Source organism: Maricaulis sp., assembly GCF_039978735.1.
Classification (GTDB): domain Bacteria; phylum Pseudomonadota; class Alphaproteobacteria; order Caulobacterales; family Maricaulaceae; genus Maricaulis.
Genome location: NZ_JBDWAS010000059.1, coordinates 1 through 20,944, shown reverse-complemented (window position 1 = coordinate 20,944; position 20,944 = coordinate 1). Strand labels below are relative to the sequence as shown.

Below are 20,944 nucleotides of genomic sequence, written 5' to 3'. Positions count from 1 at the left end.
GCCCGGGGACCCCGGCGCTGATCGTGTGCGAAAGAGCCCGGTGATCAGGCGTCCTTCTTGGCCGCAGCCTTTTTCTTCGGTGCGGCTTTCTTGGCCGCCGGCTTCTTGGCCTCGGCCTTGTCGCCGTCCTTGGCTGCCGCTTTCTTGGCCGGAGCCTTCTTCGCGGCCGGCTTGTCGTCGTCCTTTTTGGCAGCGGCCTTCTTCTTCGGCGCAGCCTTCTTCTTGGCCGGAGCCGGCGCTTCGTCTTCCTCGGCGTAGAGCGCGTCCTTGGACACGGTCACCTCGGAGACGTCGGCGAGCTCGAGGATGTAGTCGACGACCTTTTCCTCATAGATCGGCGCGCGCAGCTGGGCGATCGCCTGCGGGTTCTTCTGGTAGAACTCGACAACCTGGCGCTCCTGACCCGGATAGCGCACGGCTTCCTGGTTGATCGCGCGGGAGAGTTCTTCCTGGGTCACGTCGACATTGTTGCGGCGGCCGATCTCGGCGAGCACCAGGCCCAGGCGCACACGGCGCTCGGCAATGCCACGATACTCGGCCTTCAGCTCGTCTTCCGACTTGCCCTTGTCTTCTTCCTCGAGGTGGTCGTGCTCGATGGCGTGCTGGACTTCGCGCCAGATATTGTCGAACTCGGCATCCACCATCTGCGGCGGCAGATCGAAGCTGTGCGCGGCATCGAGCTGGTCGAGCAGGGCCCGCTTCACCTTCATGCGCGACTGCTGGGCGTGCTCCTGGGCGAAGCGCTTCTTCAGCGCGTCCTTCAGGCCGTCCAGACCGTCGAGACCCAGGCGCTTGGCCAGTTCATCGTCGACCTTGGCTTCACCCGGTGCTTCCACCGACTTCACGGTGACGTCGAACTCGGCGTCCTTGCCGGCCAGATGGGCGGCCTGGTACTGCGCCGGGAAGGTCACTTTCAGAACGCGCTCTTCGCCCGGCTTGGCACCGACCAGCTGTTCCTCGAAGCCCGGAATGAAGGCACCGTCGCCGATGGCCACGCGGGCATCTTCGGCGGAACCGCCCTCGAAGGGCTCGCCATCCAGCTTGCCGACGAAGTCGATGACGACGACATCGCCCTCTTCCGCCTTGGCGTTCTTGCCGCCCTTCTTGGCGGAGAATTCGCGGTTTTCCTCGGCCAGCTTCTGCAGCGCCTCGTCGACCTCGGCCTCATCGACCTCGGCGACCGGGCGCGCGACCTTCAGCTTGGACGGGTCGGCCGGTTCGAATTCCGGCATCACTTCCAGCGAGATCTCGAAGGAGAAGTCGGCCTTGCCGGCGAGCACGTCCTGCGCCTCGCTGGTGACCTTGATGTCCGGCTGGGTGGCCGGGCGGATATTCTTCTCGTCGAGCGTCTTCTGCGTGGTCTGCGGGACCAGCTCGTTCAGCAGATCGCCCATGATCGACTCGCCGAACATCTTGCGGATGTGGCTCGTGGGAACCTTGCCCGGGCGGAAGCCCTTCAGGCGGACTTCCGGACGGATCTCTTCGATCTTCGCTGCGAGGCGAGCTTGCAGATCGTCGGCCGGGAAGACGATCTCGAAAGTGCGGCTCAAGCCTTCGGAAGATTTCTCGGTGACGTTCATGGGTTGGCCTTGGTGTTCTAAGTAAGGGTGCGCAGACATGCGCGTGCAAAATCGAGCGCGCGTTATGTCACGGGGATTCGCGCTGTGCAACGCCGGGCAGCGGTTGACGGGTGCAGATGAGGCGAATGCAGCCTGTTCGCATGCGGGGGCTGGAGGATCGGGCGGGTGTGGCGCGTGAGGGCAGCAGTCCGCCTCCGCCAAGGCTTCGGCGAGACAGCCGACGCTCAAGGATAGATTGGAGGCTTGCCTGCCCTCGACAGCCCTCCTTCGCCAAGGCTTCGGCGGGGCACCGCTTCGCCCCGGGTACGCGCTGCGGGTGGCTCGCCACCCGAAGCCCGCAGGGCGAAGGCCCCTGCCGGGGCATTCTCCGCCTAAAATCGATTCACTGGATCGATTTTTCTGCCTCCGGCAGACCGGTTCCGAATGGTGCGGATGAGAGGACTCGAACCTCCACGCCTTGCGGCACTGGAACCTAAATCCAGCGCGTCTACCAGTTCCGCCACATCCGCACGTCTGGTGGCGATCTCTTGGCACGGGGCGGCGCGGCTAGGCAAGCGGCCATTGCCGGGCGGGCTGCGGCGGTTCTATATCGCGGCATGTCAGGGATTTCCGAAGACCGCACCCCTTTCGACTGGGAGACGCGTTTCCGCGACGGCGATACGCCGTGGGAGCGCCGCCAGCTGCATCCGGCGGCTTCGCACTGGCTCGCCGAGGGTGTGCTGGCGCCGGGTCTCAGCGTGATCGTGCCCGGCTGCGGCCGGGCGCCCGAAGTCGTGGCCTTTGCCCAAGCCGGTCTGCACGTCACCGCCGGCGATGTCGCCCCGACCGCCCTCGCCTGGCAGCGCGAGCAGTTGGACGCCGCCGGGCTGGACGCCAGCCTGGTCGAGGCCGACCTGACGCAATGGCGCCCCGAAACGCCGGCCGATCTGGTCTATGAGCAGACCTTCCTGTGCGCCATCCCGCCCCGCCTGCGCGCGGACTATGAGCGTGCGGTCCACGCCTGGCTGAAGCCCGGCGCCCGCCTGCTCGCCCTCTTCATGCAGAAGGCCGAGCGCGGCGGACCGCCCTATGGCTGTTCGCTCGAGGCGATGCATGCGCTGTTTCCCGCCGAACGCTGGGCATGGCCGGACGACAACGCCTTCACCGCCTGGCCCCATCCCTCGCTGAGCGGCAAGCCGGAACTGGGCGGAGTGCTGGTAAGGCGGTAGCGCGGGGCTGCGCCGTCAGGCGATGGCCAGAACCCGCACGCCGTGCGTGCGGCCTTCCCGGTCCTGCCACCGGAAGACCGGTCCGACCGGCAGGCCGATCAGCGCGGCGCCGACCGGCGAAAGGACCGAGACCAGGCCCCGGTCGATATCCGCTTCGCGCGGCAGGACGAGGCGTACCTCGCGCTGGCGGCCAGTCTTCTCGTCCTCATAGGTCAGCGTCGAGCCGAGACGCACGAAGCGCCGGCGCGAAGCGGCGCCGACGACATTGGCGCGGTCGAGCTCGTGGCTCAGAAGCGCAGAGCCGGTTCCGGCAATCTCGTGATGGGGCACGATGTCGGACAGGCAGTCATAATCGGCAGCAGTGATGTAGATGGCAGGTTGGTGTGACATGTCATTTCTCGAAAGGCGATCGCATCCGCTGCGGCGCTTCGCCGGCGGTCTGCGGTGAAATTCAACTGGAAGACGGAACGGTATCGATCCCCGGCGCCCGGCCATTACCGGCAGGGTCCGGGGCTAGTGGCTTGCGAGCAGCAGGCCCCAATCGTGGCGGCTCAGGCCGCGCTGGTAGATACGGTTCGTCATGCCGTGATGATCTGCCCGGGCTGACAGAGTGTCAATCGGATCCGGCCGGGGCGGCATCCTCTGTCACAGCGCCTGCCTCTGCCGGTTTGCGCTTGCGCGCCTTGCCGTGCTTGGCGGTCATCGGGGCGCGGGTCATCACGAAGAGGGCTGTCGCAAGGCCGGACAGGACATTCGCCGCGGCGATGCCGCCGATCACGCCGACCGGTGCGTTGACGAGGAAGCTTCCGAGCAGGACGAAGGGCACCATCAGGCCCAGCGCCCGGCCGGCCGTGATCATCATGCCATAGCTGGGCCGGCCCAGACCGTTGAAACCGGCACTGCCGGCAATCGTGATGCCGTAACCGGCAATGGTCAGCGAGGCGATGCGCCAATAGGTCACCGCGGCCGCCTGCCCGGCTTCGGACGGCAGGAAGATCGCGGCCAGCACATCGGCGAAGATCCACAGCACCGCCGCCACGCCCAGACCCCAGGCCAGGGCAAAGAGGAAGGAGGTGCGGAAGGCTTCGCGCACACGGTCGGTCCGTTCGGCGCCGCCATTCTGGCCGGTCACCGCACCGATACAGGCCGACAGGGCGAACAGCGGCACGATGGCGAAGGCTTCCAGACGTCCCGCCACGCCCAGACCGCCGACCGCGGCATCGCCGAAACGCGCCATGGCCAGGCCCGACATGGCGACGGTCATCGCGACGGGATTGAAGATGTTGGAGATACAGGCCGGGATGCCGACGCGGGCAATGTCGGACCAGTGATGCCAGACCTCGCCGAAATCTTCCCATTTGAAGTCGAGCAGTTTCTCGCGGAAGACCAGATACCAGAGCACCATCAGGAAGGTGCAGGCATTCGCCGCGACGGTCGCCAGCGCCGCGCCGGACACGCCCCAGCCCAGGCCGGGGAAGAGACCGAAGACATCGTCGAGGATGAAGATCGGGTCGAGCACGAGATTGATCGCCGCGGCGGCCATCATCATCACCGAGGGGATTACCGCATTGCCCAGCGCGCGCAGGATATTGCCGGCCACCATCGGGCCGACGATCAGCACGATGCCGCCGAACCAGACCCGCATATAGTCGACCACGTGCGGCAGCATGGTGTCGCTGGCGCCCAGCGCCCGGAAAATGTCCTCGACGGTCAGCATGCCGATCAGCGACACCCCGCCGACCAGCAGCAGCGCCAGCGTCATGGCATCGGTGGAAATGCGCGAAATGGAGGATCCGTCCTTGCGCCCCGCCGCCCGCGAGACGGCCGAGACGGCACCGGCGCCCAGACCGATCGACACGCTCATCACCAGCATGGTGACGGGAAAGCTCATCTGCACGGCCGCCTGCTGGGCCGTACCCAGCGTGCCGACCCAGTAGGTATCGACAATGCCGACCAGCATCATGGCGAGAATGCCGAAACTCATCGGCATCATCATCCGGACGACATGCCCGAAGACCGGACCTTGCGTCATGTCGTGTGCAGACCGTCCGGCCATGGCGTACCCCTCCTGTTCGCCGCCGAGCATAGATAGGAAGTCCCGCCCCTGTCTGCAGCCCGTGGCGGTCAAATTGGTGTGAAAACATCGCGATGAGCGTTGAGGCCCGGCGCTGCGAGCCCGGCCTGCCACGCGTCAAGGGGGATTGGAAACGCCGCCAATCCCTCCCTTCTGCCGGGCGGGCACAGCGCAATCCCCCTTGCCTGTCCGGCCCGTCATGCGAAGAAACCGGGTGTCCGGCCCGCCCCGGATTCCCCCGCCCCGCTGACAGGGATGCTCCCGATGCTCCAGGATACCGGTTTCATCGTCGCTGGCTTCGTCCTGCTCTTCATGGGCGGGGAAGGCCTGGTCCGCGGCAGTGTCGCCGTCGCCGAAAAGCTGGGCCTGTCCAAACTCCTGATCGGCCTGACCGTGGTCGCCTTCGGCACCTCGACGCCCGAACTCCTCGTATCGGTGAATGCGGCGCTGGGCGGCGCACCGGACATCGCGCTGGGCAATGTCGTCGGCTCGAATATCGCCAATGTGCTCCTGATCCTCGGCGTCGCTGCCGTGATCACCCCCATCGCCGGCTGGCAGCGCACAGCGATGCGCGATGCGGTGGTGATGAGTGTCGCCGCGCTGGCCCTGTTCGGACTGACTTTCGGCAATGTCATCGGCCTGATCGAGGGCGCGGGTCTTTTCGCGGCACTCCTGGCCTATCTGGCTGTCTCCTACTGGCTGGAGCGGCGCGGCCGTCCCTCGCGCCAGCACGAGCACGAGACCGAAGAGTTCGAAGGCGTTGCGACACAGTCGGTCTGGATCGCGGCGGCCTTCGTGATCGGCGGGATTCTCGCCCTGATGCTGGGCGCCGACCTGCTGGTGCGCGGCGCCGTCTCGATCGCGCGGACCTTCGGCGTGTCGGATGCGGTGATCGGGCTGACCCTGGTGGCGATCGGCACGTCCCTGCCCGAGCTGGCGACCTCGATCGTGGCCGCCTGGAAGCGTCATTCCGATGTGGTGCTGGGCAATGTGATCGGCTCGAACATTTTCAACATCCTCGCCATACTGGGCATCACCGCCCTGGTGACGCCGATCCCGGTCGGACCGCAATTCCGCGTCCTCGACGTGCCCCTGATGCTGGGCGTGTCCGTACTGGTCGTGCTGCTGCTGGTGGCGACAAAACGGATCGGCCGCGGTGTCGGCATCGCCATGCTGGCCGCCTATACCACCTATCTCGCCTGGCAATTCACCACGGGCGGCATCGCGGGCTGAGCAAAGCTCAGGCCGGATGCCTATTTGGCCGCGGCGGCCGGCTGGTTCAGGTCGTAGGCGGCGATGCCGGCGAGGTTGACGATATCGCTGACCGAGGCGCCCAGACGCGCGATCTGGACCGGCTTTTCCAGACCGACCAGCATCGGACCGATCACCGTCGCCCCGCCGGCCGCCTTGAGCAGGCGCACGGCGATGGAGGCCGAGTGTACGGCCGGCATGATCAGCACATTGGCCGGCTGGGTCAGGCGCGAGAAGGGATAGAGCTGGTGGTGGTCGGGATCGAGCGCGACATCGGCCGCCATCTCGCCTTCATACTCAAAGTCGACACCCTGTTCGTCCAGCAGGCTGACCGCATGCTGGATCTTGGTCGAGCGCTCGCCCGGCGGATTGCCGAAGGAGGAATAGGACAGGAAGGCGAGATGCGGCGTCAGGCCCAGGCGTTTGGCGGCATTGGCCGTGGCGATGGCGATCTCGGCCAGGGCTTCGGCATCGGGAAACTCCGTCACCGAGACATCGCCGACAATCAGTGTCCGGCCGCGGGTCACCGCCGCCGTCACACCGACCGTGCGGCTGCCGGCGACCGGATCGAGCACCAGTTCGACATCATTCATCACCACGTTCGAGTGGCGCGTGACGCCGGTGACCATGCCGTCGGCATGACCCATTTTCAGCATGCAGGCGGAAAAGACATTGCGGTCGTTATTGACCCGGCGCTGAACGTCGCGGCGCAGATAACCCTGACGCTGCAGGCGCTCGTAGAGATAATCGGCATATTCCGAATTGTGCTCGGACAGGCGGGCATTGCACACTTCCAGCGAGCCGGCCGGAATGCCCAGCTCCTTCATGTTCTCGGCCACGACATTCTCGCGCGCCACCAGGATCGCCTTGCCCAGACCCTGGGTCTGGAAAGCGTGGGCAGCGCGGATCACGGCCGGCTCCTCGCCTTCGGCGAAGACGATGGTTTTCTGCTCGGCCCGGATCGAGGCGGAGATGCGCTGCTGCAGCGCGGCGGTCGGATCGAGACGGCGCGCCAGCACCTGCTTGTAGGTGTCGGCATGCTCGATCGGACGGCGGGCGACACCCGTATCGATCGCGGCCTGGGCCACGAAGGGCGGCACCCAGGCGATGAGACGCGGATCGAACGGTGTCGGGATGATGTAGTCGCGCCCGTATTGCAGGCGGTCGACCTTGTAGGCCTTGGCCACCTCGTCCGGCACATCCTCGCGCGCCAGCGCGGCCAGCGCCTTGGCCGCCGCGATCTTCATCTCTTCATTGATCGTGCGCGCGCGCACATCCAGCGCACCGCGGAAGATATAGGGAAAGCCCAAGACGTTATTGACCTGGTTGGGATAGTCCGACCGGCCGGTGGCGATGATCACGTCATCGCGCACCTGCTTGACCTCTTCCGGCGTGATCTCGGGTGTCGGATTGGCCATCGCGAAGATGATCGGATCCGGCGCCAGGGAGGCGACGATCTCCTTGGTAAACACGCCGGCCGCAGACAGGCCCAGCAGGACATCGGCGCCTTCGGCCGCTTCCGCCAGCGTGCGCTTGCCGGTCTCCACGGCGTGCTTCATCAGCCGCTCGTGACCGCCGGGGCGGCCCTTGTAGACGACGCCATCGATATCCACGACGGTGGTGTTCTGCGACTGCACGCCCATGGACTCGATCAGTTCGAGCACCGAGAGGCCGGCCGCACCGGCCCCGCACAGCACGACCTTGAGATCCTCAAACTTCTTGCCGGTCAGGTCGCACGCATTGATCAGGCCCGCAGCGGCGATAATGGCGGTGCCGTGCTGGTCGTCATGGAAGACCGGGATATCCAGTGCCGCGCGCAGGCGCCGCTCGATCTCGAAGCATTCCGGCGCCTTGATATCTTCCAGATTGATGCCGCCGAACGTATTGCCGAACCCCCGCACGCATTCGATGAACTGGTCGGGATCGGTATAGTCGACCTCGACATCCACGGCGTCGATATCGGCAAAGCGCTTGAACAGCACCGCCTTGCCTTCCATCACCGGTTTCGAGGCGGCCGCGCCAAGATTGCCCAGGCCCAGGATCGCCGTGCCGTTCGAGACGACGGCGACCATATTGCCCTTGGACGTGTAGTCGTAGACCGTTTCCGGATCCGCCGCGATCGCCCGGACCGGTGCCGCCACACCCGGCGAATAGGCCAGCGCCAGATCGCGCTGGGTCGCCATCGGCTTGGTCGGCGCCACCCCCAGCTTGCCCGGCACAGGATTCATGTGGAAGTCCAGGGCATCGGCATCGAGCTGCTGGTCGGGACGGACGGTGGATTCGGAAGCCATGGTGTGAAGACTCGTCGGTGGAAGATGAAGGGCGAACATGAACCGGGCCGCGGCCGGAGCCAAGCCCCGGCGACGCCTAGCTCTTATGCGCGATGAGATGGCCCAGCGCACGCTGCCGCTGCATGGTGCGGTGCAGCGTCCCGAGCCGTTCCGGCAGGATTTCCGCCAGGTCTTCCGCGATCAGGCCTGTTCCCAGTCTCAGACCGCAATCGCCATGCAGCCAGGCGGCGGCACAGGCGGCGTCAAATCCGCCGACACCCTGCGCGGCCAGACCGCCGATCAGCCCGGCCAGAACATCGCCGCTGCCTGCGGTCGCCAGGGCCGGCGAGGCATGGCGGTTGACCACGGGCAGATGCCCCGGCGCCGCGATCACCGTGTCCGGCCCTTTCAGAAGCACACAGCATCCGGCCCGCCCGGCTGCCATCGCGGCCGCTTCGATCCGGTTCATATCCTCCCGCGCGGCGATATCGGGAAACAGCCGCCGGAACTCGCCCGGGTGAGGCGTCAGCACATCGCCGGGCCGCAGCACGGCGAACAATTCCTCCGGCGCCGCCTCGAAACTGGTCAGGGCATCGGCGTCCAGAACGAGGGCCGCGTCTGTCCGCGCAGCGGAGACAACCGCTTCACGCGTGCCCTCGCCCACGCCCATGGCCGGTCCCAGCACAGCGGCATCGGCGCGCAAATCCTCAAGCAAGGCGTCGGTCGCGGCCGGATCGGCCCAGCGCCGCACCATCACGGCCGTCGAGGCCGAAGCATTGACCATCAGGGCAGAGGGCGGGCTGGCCAGGGTGACGAGGCCGGCCCCGGCGCGCAGCCCGGCCCGCGCCGCCAGGCGCGCGGCCCCGGTCGAGGACGCCCCGCCGGAGAAGACGGCCAGCCGGCCGCGGGCATGCTTGTGATCGCCGGTGCGGGCGGCCGGCAGGCCGGCGAACCAGAGCTGCGGCCCGTTTTCCCGGGCGCATGGCTGGACGGCGTCCCGCCAGCTGGCGGGGATACCGATATCGGTCAGCACGATCTCGCCGCACAGGCTGGCCGCGGGTTCGAGAATATGGGCGGGCTTGCGCCGGTGGAAGGTGACGGTCAGCCCCGCCGCCGCGACAGCGCCGTCAGCCTGCGCCCGGTCGCCGGACACGCCGGACGGCAGGTCGATGGCGACCACAGGGACATTCCGGTGCGCGATCGCTGAAATCAGTTCGGCCGCCTCGCCTTCGGGCGGACGGTTGAGACCGGCGCCGAAAAGAGCATCCACGATGAGGTCTGCCCGGTCGAAAACGGCCGGCGCGGCCCGTTCCGGCGTCTCGTGCCAGACACCCGCCGCCCAGGCTGCGTCACCCTTGAGCTTGTCCTGCCCGCCCATCAGGCAGACGCGCACCGGCCAGCCCGCCTCGCGCAGGGCTGCGGCGCAGATGAAACCATCACCGCCATTATTGCCCGGACCGCACAGCACCACCGTTTCACGCGGCGCCCAGCGCTCACGAATCGCCTGCGCCACGGCCGCACCGGCCCGTGCCATAAGGCTTTCACCGGACACGCCGTTTTCCGCCGCATGGCGATCGCAGACACCACAGTCCTTGGTGTTCAGGATGTCATCGTGCATGGTCGCTCCATTGTGTGGCATGCGTGCCCGATTGTGAGGCATTTCCCGGTTTGGCTGATCGCGGGAACGGATTGAAGCTTGTCAGCTTTCTGCCCGTCTCTAGCGTCGCGACAAGATCATGGAGTCCGTGATGAAGAAAATCGAAGCCATCATCAAACCTTTCAAGCTCGACGACGTGAAGGAGGCGCTGCAGGAAATCGGCGTCCAGGGCCTGACCGTTATCGAGGCCAAGGGGTTTGGCCGGCAAAAAGGGCATACGGAACTCTATCGCGGCGCCGAGTACGTCGTCGACTTCCTGCCCAAGATCAAGATCGAACTCGTTCTGCCCGCCGACCGCGTCGATGCGGCGATCGAGGCGATCCAGAATGCGGCCCAGACGGGCCGGATCGGCGACGGCAAGATCTTTGTCAGCCCGATCGAAAGCGTCATCCGCATCCGGACCGGCGAGACCGGCCGCGACGCGCTCTGATCACCTCACCCCTTTCCCAGCGACCCCACTATCCGGAGCCCCGTCATGTCAGACGAAATCCTGAAGAAACTCAAAGACGAAGACATCAAATACGTCGATCTTCGCTTCACCGATCCGCGCGGCAAGCTGCAGCACGTCACCTTCGACCGGTCCCAGGTCAATGAGGACTTCTTCGAGGACGGCGTGATGTTCGACGGTTCCTCGATCGCCGGCTGGAAGGCCATCAACGAGTCCGACATGGTGCTCAAGCCGGACACCTCGATGGCGCACATGGACCCGTTCTATCAGCAGCCGACCCTGGTCCTTTTGTGCGACATTCTCGAGCCGGGCACGGGCGAGAGCTATAATCGCGACCCGCGCACGACCGCCAAGAAGGCCGAAGCCTTCCTGAAGGCAAGCGGCATCGGCGACACCGCCTATTTCGGCCCGGAAGCCGAATTCTTCGTGTTCGACGATGTACGCTGGAAAACCTCCCAGGAAGAAACCGGCTACAGGGTCGACAGCGAGGAAGGCCCCTGGAATTCCGGCGGCGACTTCGAAGGCGGAAACATGGGGCACCGTCCGGGTCCCAAGGGCGGCTATTTCCCGGTCAACCCGATCGATAGCGGCCAGGACATGCGCACCGAGATGCTGGCGGTTCTCGAGGAACTGGGCTGCGAGCCGGAAAAGCATCACCACGAGGTGGCGCCGTCGCAGCACGAGCTGGGCATGAAGTTCTCGTCGATGACGACGATGGCCGACCGCATGCAGCTGTATAAGTACACCGTGCACATGGTCGCCCATGCCTATGGCAAGACCGCGACCTTCATGCCCAAGCCGATCTGGAACGACAACGGCACCGGCATGCACGTGCACCAGTCGATCTGGAAGGACGGCAATCCGCTGTTCGCCGGCGACCGCTATGCCGACCTGTCGGAGACCTGCCTCCACTATATCGGCGGCATCATCAAGCACGCCCGCGCGATCAACGCCTTCGCCAACGCCTCGACGAACTCCTACAAGCGTCTGGTGCCGGGCTTCGAAGCGCCGGTCCTGCTGGCCTATTCGGCCCGCAACCGCTCCGCATCGATCCGTATTCCGTGGGTCTCCTCGCCGAAAGCCAAGCGCCTGGAAACCCGTTTCCCGGATCCGGCCGGCAATCCGTACCTAACCTTTGCCGCCCTGCTGATGGCCGGTCTGGACGGTATCGAGAACAAGATCCATCCGGGCGATCCGATGGACAAGGACCTCTACGACCTGCCGCCGGAAGAGCTCAAGGACATCCCGACCGTCTGCCGCTCGCTGCGTGAAGCCCTCGAATCGCTCGACGCCGACCGTGCCTTCCTCAAGAAGGGCGGCGTGATGGATGACGACCAGATCGACGCCTATATCGACCTGAAGATGGAAGAAGTGCTGCGTTACGAGATGCATCCGCACCCGGTCGAGTTCGACATGTACTACTCCTGCTAGGCCTTGCGCCGCGCAGTTGAAAGAGAACTGAAAACGGCCGGGTTATCGCCCGGCCGTTTTTCTGTCTGCATCCCGGCGTCCGGCGAGGTCGACGCGGCGCAATCCATTCGCTACAAATCGCTTTCCATTCGCCCTGTGCTTGTCTCGGGAAGTCTCGTCAGGAGTTCGCATGCGTCGCCGTCTCATGTTTGCCAGCGCTATCGCCACGCTGACCGTCGCCGCCCCGTCCGCCCTCGCCGATCGCCAGATCAGCGAAGAGATCACGACGCCGATCGCGACATCCACAGCCGGCTCCGGCGGCGGTGCCGACAATATCGTGATTACGTCGAGCGGCCGGGTGACGCTTTCCACGCCGGGCACGGCCGTCACGCTGGACAGCAGCAATGACGTCACCGTTGACGGCGCGATCAATGTGGTCAGCGACGATGATGGCGGGATCGGCGTGCACGTCGTCGGCGGCAATACGGGCAATCTGACGATCAGCGGTCCGATCACGGTAGAGTCCGAAAGCGACCCGGTCGACAATGGCGAAGACGAGGACGCCGGGTTCAGCGATCTCGACGGACCGTCGGCGATCGGCGGCAACCGGATCGGCGTTCTGGTCGATGGCGACGGCGCGTTCGTCGGCGACATCTACATGGACGCCACGGGCTCCATCATTGTGCGTGGCAATGACTCGGCTGGCCTGCGCGTCCTGACGAGCATAGACGGCGAGATTCGCCTGGAAGGGCCCGTATCCATAATCGGCGACCGGTCTGTCGCAGTGGACATCCAGGACAGTGTATCCGGCGATCTGGCGCTCGCAGGCAGCGTCACTGCACGCGGTGAAGACACGACCGCGATTTCGATTGGCGGCGATATCGGCGGCGGCTTCTATCTCAATGGGTCTGTGGTGACCACCGGGTACCGGTTTGCTGCCTACACCAATAATGACGAATATCTGGCGACGCTGGACGATGACGACCGTTTCCAGGCAGGCCCCGCCATTCTGATCCAGTCCAGCATTGCGAACGGGATTCTGATCGACGCACCGACAGAGGATAATCGCGTTTCGCGAACCGCCACGATTTCAATGCGTGGTGAAGCGCCCGCCCTGAAGATTTTTGCCTCCGCAGACAACCTCACTATCGGAGAGGCCATTCAGCCGGCTGTCGAGGATGATGACAGCACCGAAGACGAGGATGAGAGCCTGCCGGAGACCCCGCTCGGCTATTCCTTCGTAAACCGCGGCACGGTCTCGGCAACCTCGGATCTCAATGACACATCATCTACGGGCTTGTGGATCGGTGGCGCGGATGACGGAAATGGCTCCTATTTTACCGCTGAGCTTACCCATGGCTTCCTGAATACCGGCACATTCAGCACAATTTCCTATTCCGACACGATCGCTGCGACGACGGTCTCTGTGCATCTGGACGATGGCGCACTTCTCCCGATTTTCACCAATCAGGGAACGATCAGCGCGACATCGCAAAACACGGCTGACGCAACAGCGTTCGGCAGCGCATTTGCAATCGTCATCGAAGACGATGCCGTGCTTGAAGAGCTCGTCAACTCCGGCCAGATTATCGCAACCGGCGGCGGCGGCGGCAGCGGCTACGCCATTATCGACCGTTCCGGCACGCTTCGGACGATCGAGAATACAGGGCGCATTGCCGCCAATCACACGCCGCGCATCAATTACCTCGACGAGAACGGTGATCTTGTCGAACCCGATGACAACCCCGACTACCAAACCGTCGCGCTGGACGTGTCCAGCAATACGACCGGTGTAGCCTTTCGCCAGCACTGGCAGCCCATACCGGACGACGGGGACGACAACACCGCTGAACCGACTGTGCTGGACTATCGCATCTACATGATCGGCGATGTCCTGTTCGGCACGGGCGACGATACGCTGACGGTCGAGGCCGGACGCATCAATGGCGCGATTTCCTTCGGTGACGGTCAGGATGCGCTGGTCGTCGACGGTTCGACGGTCCACGCCGAAATCCTGCGCCTTATCGAGGAAGGCATTGTCGACCCGATGACCGACGAGGAAATCTGGGCGGCGCTGCCATACATCACCAGCGCGATATCGGACTCCGACGGCAATCTCTCCATCGCACTCGATTTCGCGACGCTGGAACTCGTGGAAAGCGGCGATCTGGAGATTTCCGACGCGCGCTTCGGCGACGGCTCGGTCCTGATGCTGCAGGTGGATGCTGAAAACAATGACGTCCGCCGCATCGTCTCGTCCGGAAACATCACCTTCGAGACCGGTTCGCGTCTGTCGGTATCGCTGTCCAACCTGATCGGCGGCGGCGGCACGTTCGAACTCGTCCGGGCCGGATCGCTGACCATCGAGGAAGACCTGGCGACGCTGAACGACTCCCCCTCGCCCTATCTCTACAATACCAGCCTGGAGCGGTCCGCTGACGACGATAATGTCATCGTCCTCACACTTGAGCGTAAGGACGCGGACGCGCTGGGCATGAACGCCAATCAGGCTGCCGCCTATGCCAGCGCCTTCGAGAGCTGGGCCGAGAACGGCGCGCTGGGCGCGGCGATTGCGTCGCTGACAAACCAGAACGCCTTCTTCGACGCCTACGACCAGCTGCTGCCGGAATACGCTGCCAGCGCCATCCAGTTTGCGATGGCAAGCAATGATAGCGCGATCGGCGCACTGGCCAACCGGCTGGAAGCCGTGCGCCGCAGCCCGGAAGACACAGGCGGGCTCTGGGTGCAGGAATTCGGCTATTTCGCCGACCGCGCCGGCACGGCCTTCGGTCCGGGTTATCGCGGCCAGGGTCTCGGCGTCGCCGTCGGTTTCGACCGCCCCGTGGGTCCCTTCTACGCCGTCGGCGTGAATTTCGTCGGTGCGGCCAGCGAAGTGTCGGAAGTCGAGGGTGTCGACGACCCGATGACTGCTCTGACCGGTCAGCTCGGCGTCTATGCCGGGTCGCGCATGTCCGGTGTCAATTTCGACATCTATGGCGGCGCAGGCTTCGACAGTTTCGAACACAATCGCCGCGTCGTGATCGGCGAGTTCGACGCCAGCCCGTCGGCCGAGTGGACCGGCTATCACATCACCGGCTCGGCCCGTGTCTCGCGCGATTTCGAGTTCGGCGGCCGCTATTATGCCCGCCCGGCGCTCTCGGTCGATTACCTGCACCTCTTCGAGGAAGGCTATACCGAGACCGGCGGCGGCATCGGCGTCGACCTGTCAATCGCCGACCGGGACTCGACGAGCTTCTCCGGCTCGGCCGTGCTGACGATGGGCGCGCTGTACGAGAATTCCAGCCGCTGGTGGTCGCCGGTGGTGCGTCTGGGCTATCGCAGCGAGTTTTCCAACGACATTCTGGAAACCGAAGCGCGCTTCGCCGATTACGACGACACCTTCATCCTGCGCTCGCAACAGCTGCCGGGCTCCGGCCTGCTGTTCGGCTTCGGTGTCAGCGCCGGTTCGGGTTATTCGACCTTCTCGCTCGACTACGACGCCGATGTGCGTGACGACTTCATCCGTCACACGGCCCGTCTCGTGATGCGCATGGTCTTCTGATCCCAGAAACGTCTTCCGGCAACCGCCGGTTAACCACAATGAGCGAGGCTCGCGCGCATGATGCGTGCGAGCCTTCTTCTTTTGTGCGCCCTCGTGGGCCTTTCCGCCTGCGGACACCGTCCGCCGGACCAGGTCACCGATGCCTGCCTGATCCTGGAGGACAATCGCGCCTGGTGGCGCGCCCTGCAGCGCACAGAACAGCGCTGGGGCATACCGCCGGGCGTGCAGATGGCGATCCTGCGCCGCGAGTCCAGCTTCAACGCCCATGCCCGCCCGGCCCGCAACCGTCTGCTCGGCATCATCCCGACCAGCCGCCCGTCCAGCGCCTATGGCTATGCCCAGGCGCTCGACGGCACCTGGGACTGGTATCGCCGCGACACGGGCCGCCGCGGCGCCGATCGCGACGATTTCGAGGATGCTGTGGATTTTATCGGCTGGTATTCGTCCAAGAGCCGCCAGCTGTCCGGCGTCCAGCCGCACCAGGCACGCGAGCTCTACCTGACCTATCACGAGGGTCATGGCGGCTATAATCGCGGCACCTACCGCTCCAAGGGCTGGCTGATGAATGCGGCCAACAGCGTGGCGCGCGATGCCGCCAGCTATCAGGCCCAGATCGATCGCTGCGAACGCCGCCTGTCGCGCGGCCGGTTCTGGCTGCTCTGAAAAATACCCGAATCGCTGCGCCTGGTGCATGCTGGGCCCATGTCTTCGCAGAACTCGCACCACGACCTGTTCGGCGGGGCCCCCGCCCCGACACCGGAAAAAGCGCCGGCGCCGGGATATTCGGCCGCCCATATCGAGGTTCTTGAAGGTCTGGAGGCCGTGCGCCGCCGGCCGGGCATGTATATCGGCGGCACCGATGAACGCGCCTTCCACCATCTGTTCGCGGAAATCCTCGACAACTCGATGGACGAGGCCGTGGCGGGCTGGGCCGACCGGATCGAGGTCGTGGTCGACGAGGACGGTTTCATCACCGTGACCGATAATGGCCGCGGCATCCCCGTCGATCCGCACCCGAAATATCCCGACAAGTCCGCGCTGGAAGTCGTGCTGACCGTGCTGCACGCCGGCGGCAAGTTCTCCGACAGCGCCTACAAGACCTCCGGCGGTCTGCACGGCGTGGGTATCTCCGTGGTCAACGCCCTGTCGGAAGCGATGGAGATAGAGGTCGCCCGCGAGAAGACGCTGTGGCGCCAGTCCTATTCGCGCGGCCTGCCGCTGGGCCCGATCGAGAAGGTCGGCCCCGCCCCCAATCGCCGCGGCACCAAGATCCGCTTCCGGCCCGATCCGGAGATTTTCGGCGACAAGATGCGGGTCAAGCCGGCGCGCGTCTATGCCATGGCCCGCTCCAAGGCCTTCCTGCGCCGCGGCGTGAAGATCCAGTGGCGCTGCGCGCCCTTACTCGTCGAGGGCACGGAAACACCGGCCGACGACATCCTGTGCTTCCCGGGCGGCCTGGCCGACCGGATGACCGAGATGGCGGCCAAGAGCGCGCTGATCACGACGGAGACCTTCTCCGGCAAGGTCGAGCGCGAGGATGGTGCCGGCGGCGTGGAATGGGCTGTCACCTGGTCGGGCAATGGCTATGGCAGCGAGGCCGACGGTTTCTGCCAGTCCTACTGCAACACCGTGCCTACGCCCCAGGGCGGCACGCACGAACAGGGCCTGCGCGCGGCACTGACCAAGGGTGTACGCGCCTATGCCGAACACACCCACGCCAAGAAAGCGGCGAACATCACGCCGGAAGACGTGCTGGGCGGGGCCGGTGCGCTGGTTTCCGTCTTCATCGGTGATCCGGAATTCCAGGGCCAGACCAAGGAGCGCCTGGCGACGCCCGAGGCGGCCAAGCTGGTCGAGACGGCCGTGCGCGACCAGTTCGATCACTGGCTGGCCGGTTCGCCCAAGGAAGCGGCGAAACTCGTCGAGTTTGTCATCGAGCGCGCCGACGACCGGATGCGCCGCCGCAAGGAAAAGAACGTCAAGCGCCAGACCGCCTCACGCCGCCTGCGCCTGCCGGGCAAGCTGGCCGATTGTTCGCGTTCCGGTGCTGACGGTACCGAGCTCTTCATCGTCGAGGGCGACTCGGCCGGCGGCTCTGCCAAACAGGCCCGCTCGCGCCAGACCCAGGCCATCCTGCCCCTGCGCGGCAAGATCCTGAACGTCGCCTCGGCCACCGCCGACAAGATCGCCGCCAACCAGGAAATCTCCGATCTCCTGCAGGCGCTGGGCTGTCAGACGGGCAGCCGCTTCCAGCTGGACGATCTGCGCTATGAGCGCGTTGTGATCATGACCGACGCCGATGTCGACGGCGCCCATATCGCGGCCCTCCTGATCACCTTCTTCTACCGTTCCATGCCGGAACTCATTCATTCCGGACGGCTTTTCCTGGCCCAGCCGCCGCTCTACCGGATGACACAGGGCAGCCGCACCCTCTATGCCCGCGACGATGCGCATCGCGACCAGATCATGGCCGACGAGTTCAAGCCGAACGCCAAGGTCGAGATCGGCCGCTTCAAGGGTCTGGGCGAGATGACACCGTCCCAGCTCAAGGAAACCACCATGGATCCGGACAAGCGCACGCTGGCCCGGGTGGTGATCGATGCCGACGAGCTGCCGACCCTGGAAGCGCTGGTGGAAACCCTGATGGGCAAGAAGCCGGAAGCCCGCTTCAAATTCATCCAGGACAATGCCGCCTTCGTCGACGAATCCGAGCTGGATCTCTAGAGCGGTCGCGTGATCGAACCGGTGACCGGTTTCCACTTCACCGGATCACGCTCTCGTCCCTCCCCGGTCGCTCCGAGCAACTGCTGTCATGGGCATTGGCGTTGTGCGGCCGGAGCGCTAGCTTTCCTCTCAAACACGATGATGAGGGGATATCATGGCTCGACTGACCGCTCTGGCCGGCGCATTGGCGGCACTTACCGCCGCGTCTGCCCAGGCTGAACCGATCGAATTCTACCAGCTGGACGCGACGCCGTATGACGAGAGCGTTCCGGCGCCCGAAGATGTGCTCGGCTTTGGCGTCGGTGACCGCCCGGTCCGCCACGACCAGATGGTCGCCTACCTGACACAGCTTGCCGAAACCTCCGACCGGATCACGGTCGAGACGATCGGCTATTCCCACGAGGGCCGGCCGATCCTGTTCTTCACGGTGACCTCGCCGGAGAACCACGCCCGGATCGAGGAGATCCGCGAGGCCCATCTCGCCAGCCTCGCGCCCGGCGCCGAAGCCGATCCGGACGCGCCGGCGGTGATCTGGCTCAATTACGGCGTCCACGGTGCCGAATCGGCCGGCATGGATGCAGCGATCCCGACGCTCTACCATTATGCGGCTGCCGAAGGCCTGGAAGTCGAGGCGGACCTGCGCGAGAGCGTCATCCTGATCACCGCCATCTTCAATCCGGACGGCCATTCGCGCCGGGTGAACCATGTCGAGACCTATGGCGCGACCGTGCCGGTCACCGATCCCGATCACGAACAGCATAATCTGTGGACCTCGGCGCGGACCAATCACTACTGGTTCGACCTCAACCGCCAATGGCTGCTGCAGACCCAGCCGGAAAGCCAGGCCTGGCTGACCCAGTGGCACCGCTGGAAGCCGATGGTGTCGGCCGATTTCCACGAGATGGGCACCGAGAGCACCTTCTACTTCCACCCCGGTGAGCCACGCCGCCGCAACCCGCTGATCCCGGAACAGGCGCGCGAACTGACCCAGGGCATCGCCCAGCATCACATCGCCTTCCTGGACAGCGAGGCGCGCCTCTACACCTCCGAGGAAGGCTTCGACAATTTCTATGTCGGCAAGGGCTCGACCTATCCGCAGGTCAATGGCTCACTGGGCATCCTGTTCGAGATCGGCGCGGCCCGCGGCGGCCTGATCGAGAGCGATCGGGGCCTAGTCAGCCATGCCGACAATGTGCGCACCCATTTCCGCACCTCGCTGACGACCGTCTCCGGTGCCCTCGCCCAGCATCGCGAGATCGCGGACTATCAGCGCGAGTTTTTTGCCAACTCCCTGCAGGCCGGCCGCAATGATGCCGACCGGGCCTTTGTCTTCTCGGCCGAGGGCGATCCGGTGCGGGCGGGGCTGTTTGTCGACCTCTTGGAACGTCACGATATCCGCGTCAACGCGCTGGCCCGCGACGTCACCGTCGACGGCCGGACCTGGCGCGCCGGCGAGGCGTATGTCGTCGAACTGGCCCAGCCGCAATACACGATGATCCGCTCGATGTTCGACCGGGTCACCGAGTTCGAGGAAAACATCTTCTACGATGTGTCCGGCTGGACCCTGCCGCTGGCCTATGATCTGGACTATGCCGCCGTCGGCCGCAGCTTCAACGCTGCCATCCTCGGCGATGAAGTGACCGCCGAACCCGTCGTGCAGCCGGCCCCGCCGGTCTCCTCCTACGGCTATGTCCTGCGCTGGTCGGACTACTACGCCCCGCGGGCGCTCTACCGCCTGCTGGACGCCGACATCCGCGTGCGCGTCGCCACCGAACCGGCGACCATCTCGACCAGCGAGGGCCGGATCGATTTCGGTCCGGGCAGTGTCTTCGTGCCGCTGGTCGGCCAGGACACGGATCGCGACGCGATCCACGCCATGGTCCGCGATATCGCGGCCGAGGACGGTGTGGCCGTCTATGCCGTGACCTCCGGCTCCACCGCCTCGGGCACGCCTGATATCGGCGACAGCAGCGGCTTCCGTGCCGTGGAACGCCCCGAAGTCCTGGTCCTGATCGAGGATGGCCTGGCCACCTATGATGCCGGCGAGGTCTGGCACCAGCTGGATCACCGCATGCATATTCCGGTGACCCTGCGCCGCAAGAACGACCTCTCCGGCCTCGACTGGTCGCGCTATACCCACATGGTGATCGTCGGCGGCGGCAATACCAGCCTGCCCTCCAGCGCCCGCGAACGGGTCGAGCAATGGGTGCGCGAGGATGGCGGCGTGATCATCGCCACCCGCCAGGCCGCCCGCATGGCCGAGCGCACCTTCTTCGACGTCGAGGATGAGGAGGATGAGAACGGCAGCGACGAGCCGCTGGCCCGCCGCAATTATTCCGCCATGCCGGTGGACGATGCGGAACATGTCATCGGCGGTGCGATCTTTGCCGGCGATCTGGATACCAGCCATCCGATCGGCTTTGGCTATACCGACCGCTTCGTCCCGCTTCACCGCAACACCACGCTGACCCTGGCGCGTCCGGAGGACGATCCGTTTGCCGTCGTGGTGGAATATCCGGAAGACCCGCTGCTGTCGGGCTATGCCTCGCAGCGGCGTCTCGACGAGATCGCCGGCACGCCGGCCGTCGTCGCCCGCCGGCTGGGCCGCGGCTCGGTGATCCTGTTCGCCGACAATCCCAACTTCCGCGCCACCTTCCGCGGTTCCGAGAAGATGTTCCTGAACGCCATCTTCTTCGGCGGCCTGATCGACCGCCCCCGCGGCGACTATCAGTAGATCCCAGGCGCATCTGATGAAGAGGG

13 protein-coding genes and 1 tRNA gene are annotated in these 20,944 nt (G+C 65.3%); 8 read left to right on the top strand and 6 right to left on the bottom strand.

Annotated features, from left to right (window positions below):
- Positions 1-44 precede the first annotated feature (44 nt).
- Complete coding sequence (gene tig, locus ABJO18_RS17740; RefSeq protein ID WP_348509456.1) at positions 45-1,580, bottom strand: trigger factor; 1,536 nt, start codon at positions 1,578-1,580, stop codon at positions 45-47.
- A 424-nt stretch (positions 1,581-2,004) separates the two neighbouring features.
- Positions 2,005-2,089, bottom strand: a tRNA-Leu gene (locus ABJO18_RS17735).
- An 87-nt stretch (positions 2,090-2,176) separates the two neighbouring features.
- Here ABJO18_RS17735 and ABJO18_RS17730 point away from each other — a divergent pair.
- Positions 2,177-2,788, top strand: a complete 612-nt coding sequence (locus tag ABJO18_RS17730; RefSeq protein WP_348516046.1) for a methyltransferase domain-containing protein — start codon at positions 2,177-2,179, stop codon at positions 2,786-2,788.
- A 15-nt stretch (positions 2,789-2,803) separates the two neighbouring features.
- On the opposite strand, the gene ABJO18_RS17725 is transcribed toward ABJO18_RS17730, so the two are convergent.
- Together ABJO18_RS17725 and ABJO18_RS17720 are read right to left on the bottom strand one after the other, a co-directional pair.
- Complete coding sequence (locus ABJO18_RS17725) at positions 2,804-3,178, bottom strand: GreA/GreB family elongation factor (RefSeq protein WP_348508364.1); 375 nt, start codon at positions 3,176-3,178, stop codon at positions 2,804-2,806.
- Between the two features lie 223 nt (positions 3,179-3,401).
- Positions 3,402-4,844, bottom strand: coding sequence for an MATE family efflux transporter (locus ABJO18_RS17720; RefSeq protein ID WP_348508365.1), 1,443 nt, complete (start codon positions 4,842-4,844; stop codon positions 3,402-3,404).
- 282 nt (positions 4,845-5,126) lie between these two features.
- Here ABJO18_RS17720 and ABJO18_RS17715 point away from each other — a divergent pair, with 282 nt between their 5' ends.
- The gene (locus ABJO18_RS17715) at positions 5,127-6,095 is read left to right on the top strand and encodes a calcium/sodium antiporter (RefSeq protein ID WP_348508366.1); all 969 of its coding nucleotides are present in this window, start codon (positions 5,127-5,129) and stop codon (positions 6,093-6,095) included.
- A gap of 20 nt (positions 6,096-6,115) precedes the next feature.
- On the opposite strand, the gene ABJO18_RS17710 is transcribed toward ABJO18_RS17715, so the two are convergent.
- Together ABJO18_RS17710 and ABJO18_RS17705 are read right to left on the bottom strand one after the other, a co-directional pair.
- Entirely contained in the window at positions 6,116-8,404 is a 2,289-nt protein-coding gene (locus tag ABJO18_RS17710) for an NADP-dependent malic enzyme (protein WP_348508367.1), read from the bottom strand.
- Between the two features lie 76 nt (positions 8,405-8,480).
- On the bottom strand, positions 8,481-10,001 hold the full coding sequence (locus ABJO18_RS17705; RefSeq protein WP_348516045.1) for an NAD(P)H-hydrate dehydratase: 1,521 nt from the start codon (positions 9,999-10,001) through the stop codon (positions 8,481-8,483).
- Between the two features lie 130 nt (positions 10,002-10,131).
- On the opposite strand from ABJO18_RS17705, the gene ABJO18_RS17700 reads away from it, so the two are divergent.
- From ABJO18_RS17700 to ABJO18_RS17675, 6 genes are all read left to right on the top strand, one after another.
- Positions 10,132-10,470: a P-II family nitrogen regulator gene (locus tag ABJO18_RS17700; RefSeq protein WP_271186785.1), complete on the top strand. Its 339-nt coding sequence runs from the start codon at positions 10,132-10,134 to the stop codon at positions 10,468-10,470.
- A gap of 45 nt (positions 10,471-10,515) precedes the next feature.
- Positions 10,516-11,919 carry a type I glutamate--ammonia ligase gene (gene glnA, locus ABJO18_RS17695; RefSeq protein ID WP_348509110.1) on the top strand — a complete coding sequence of 468 codons (1,404 nt, stop codon included), beginning with the start codon at positions 10,516-10,518 and terminating at the stop codon, positions 11,917-11,919.
- A gap of 169 nt (positions 11,920-12,088) precedes the next feature.
- A complete protein-coding gene (locus tag ABJO18_RS17690; RefSeq protein WP_348516044.1) occupies positions 12,089-15,460 on the top strand; it encodes an autotransporter outer membrane beta-barrel domain-containing protein in 3,372 nt (1,123 codons plus the stop codon).
- A 57-nt stretch (positions 15,461-15,517) separates the two neighbouring features.
- Entirely contained in the window at positions 15,518-16,123 is a 606-nt protein-coding gene (locus tag ABJO18_RS17685) for a hypothetical protein (RefSeq protein WP_291885586.1), read from the top strand.
- Positions 16,124-16,162: 39 nt separating this feature from the next.
- Positions 16,163-18,184 (top strand): DNA topoisomerase IV subunit B, encoded by a 2,022-nt coding sequence (gene parE, locus ABJO18_RS17680; protein WP_348516043.1) that lies wholly within the window; start codon positions 16,163-16,165, stop codon positions 18,182-18,184.
- A 154-nt stretch (positions 18,185-18,338) separates the two neighbouring features.
- A complete protein-coding gene (locus tag ABJO18_RS17675; protein WP_348507343.1) occupies positions 18,339-20,918 on the top strand; it encodes a M14 family zinc carboxypeptidase in 2,580 nt (859 codons plus the stop codon).
- Positions 20,919-20,944 lie beyond the last annotated feature (26 nt).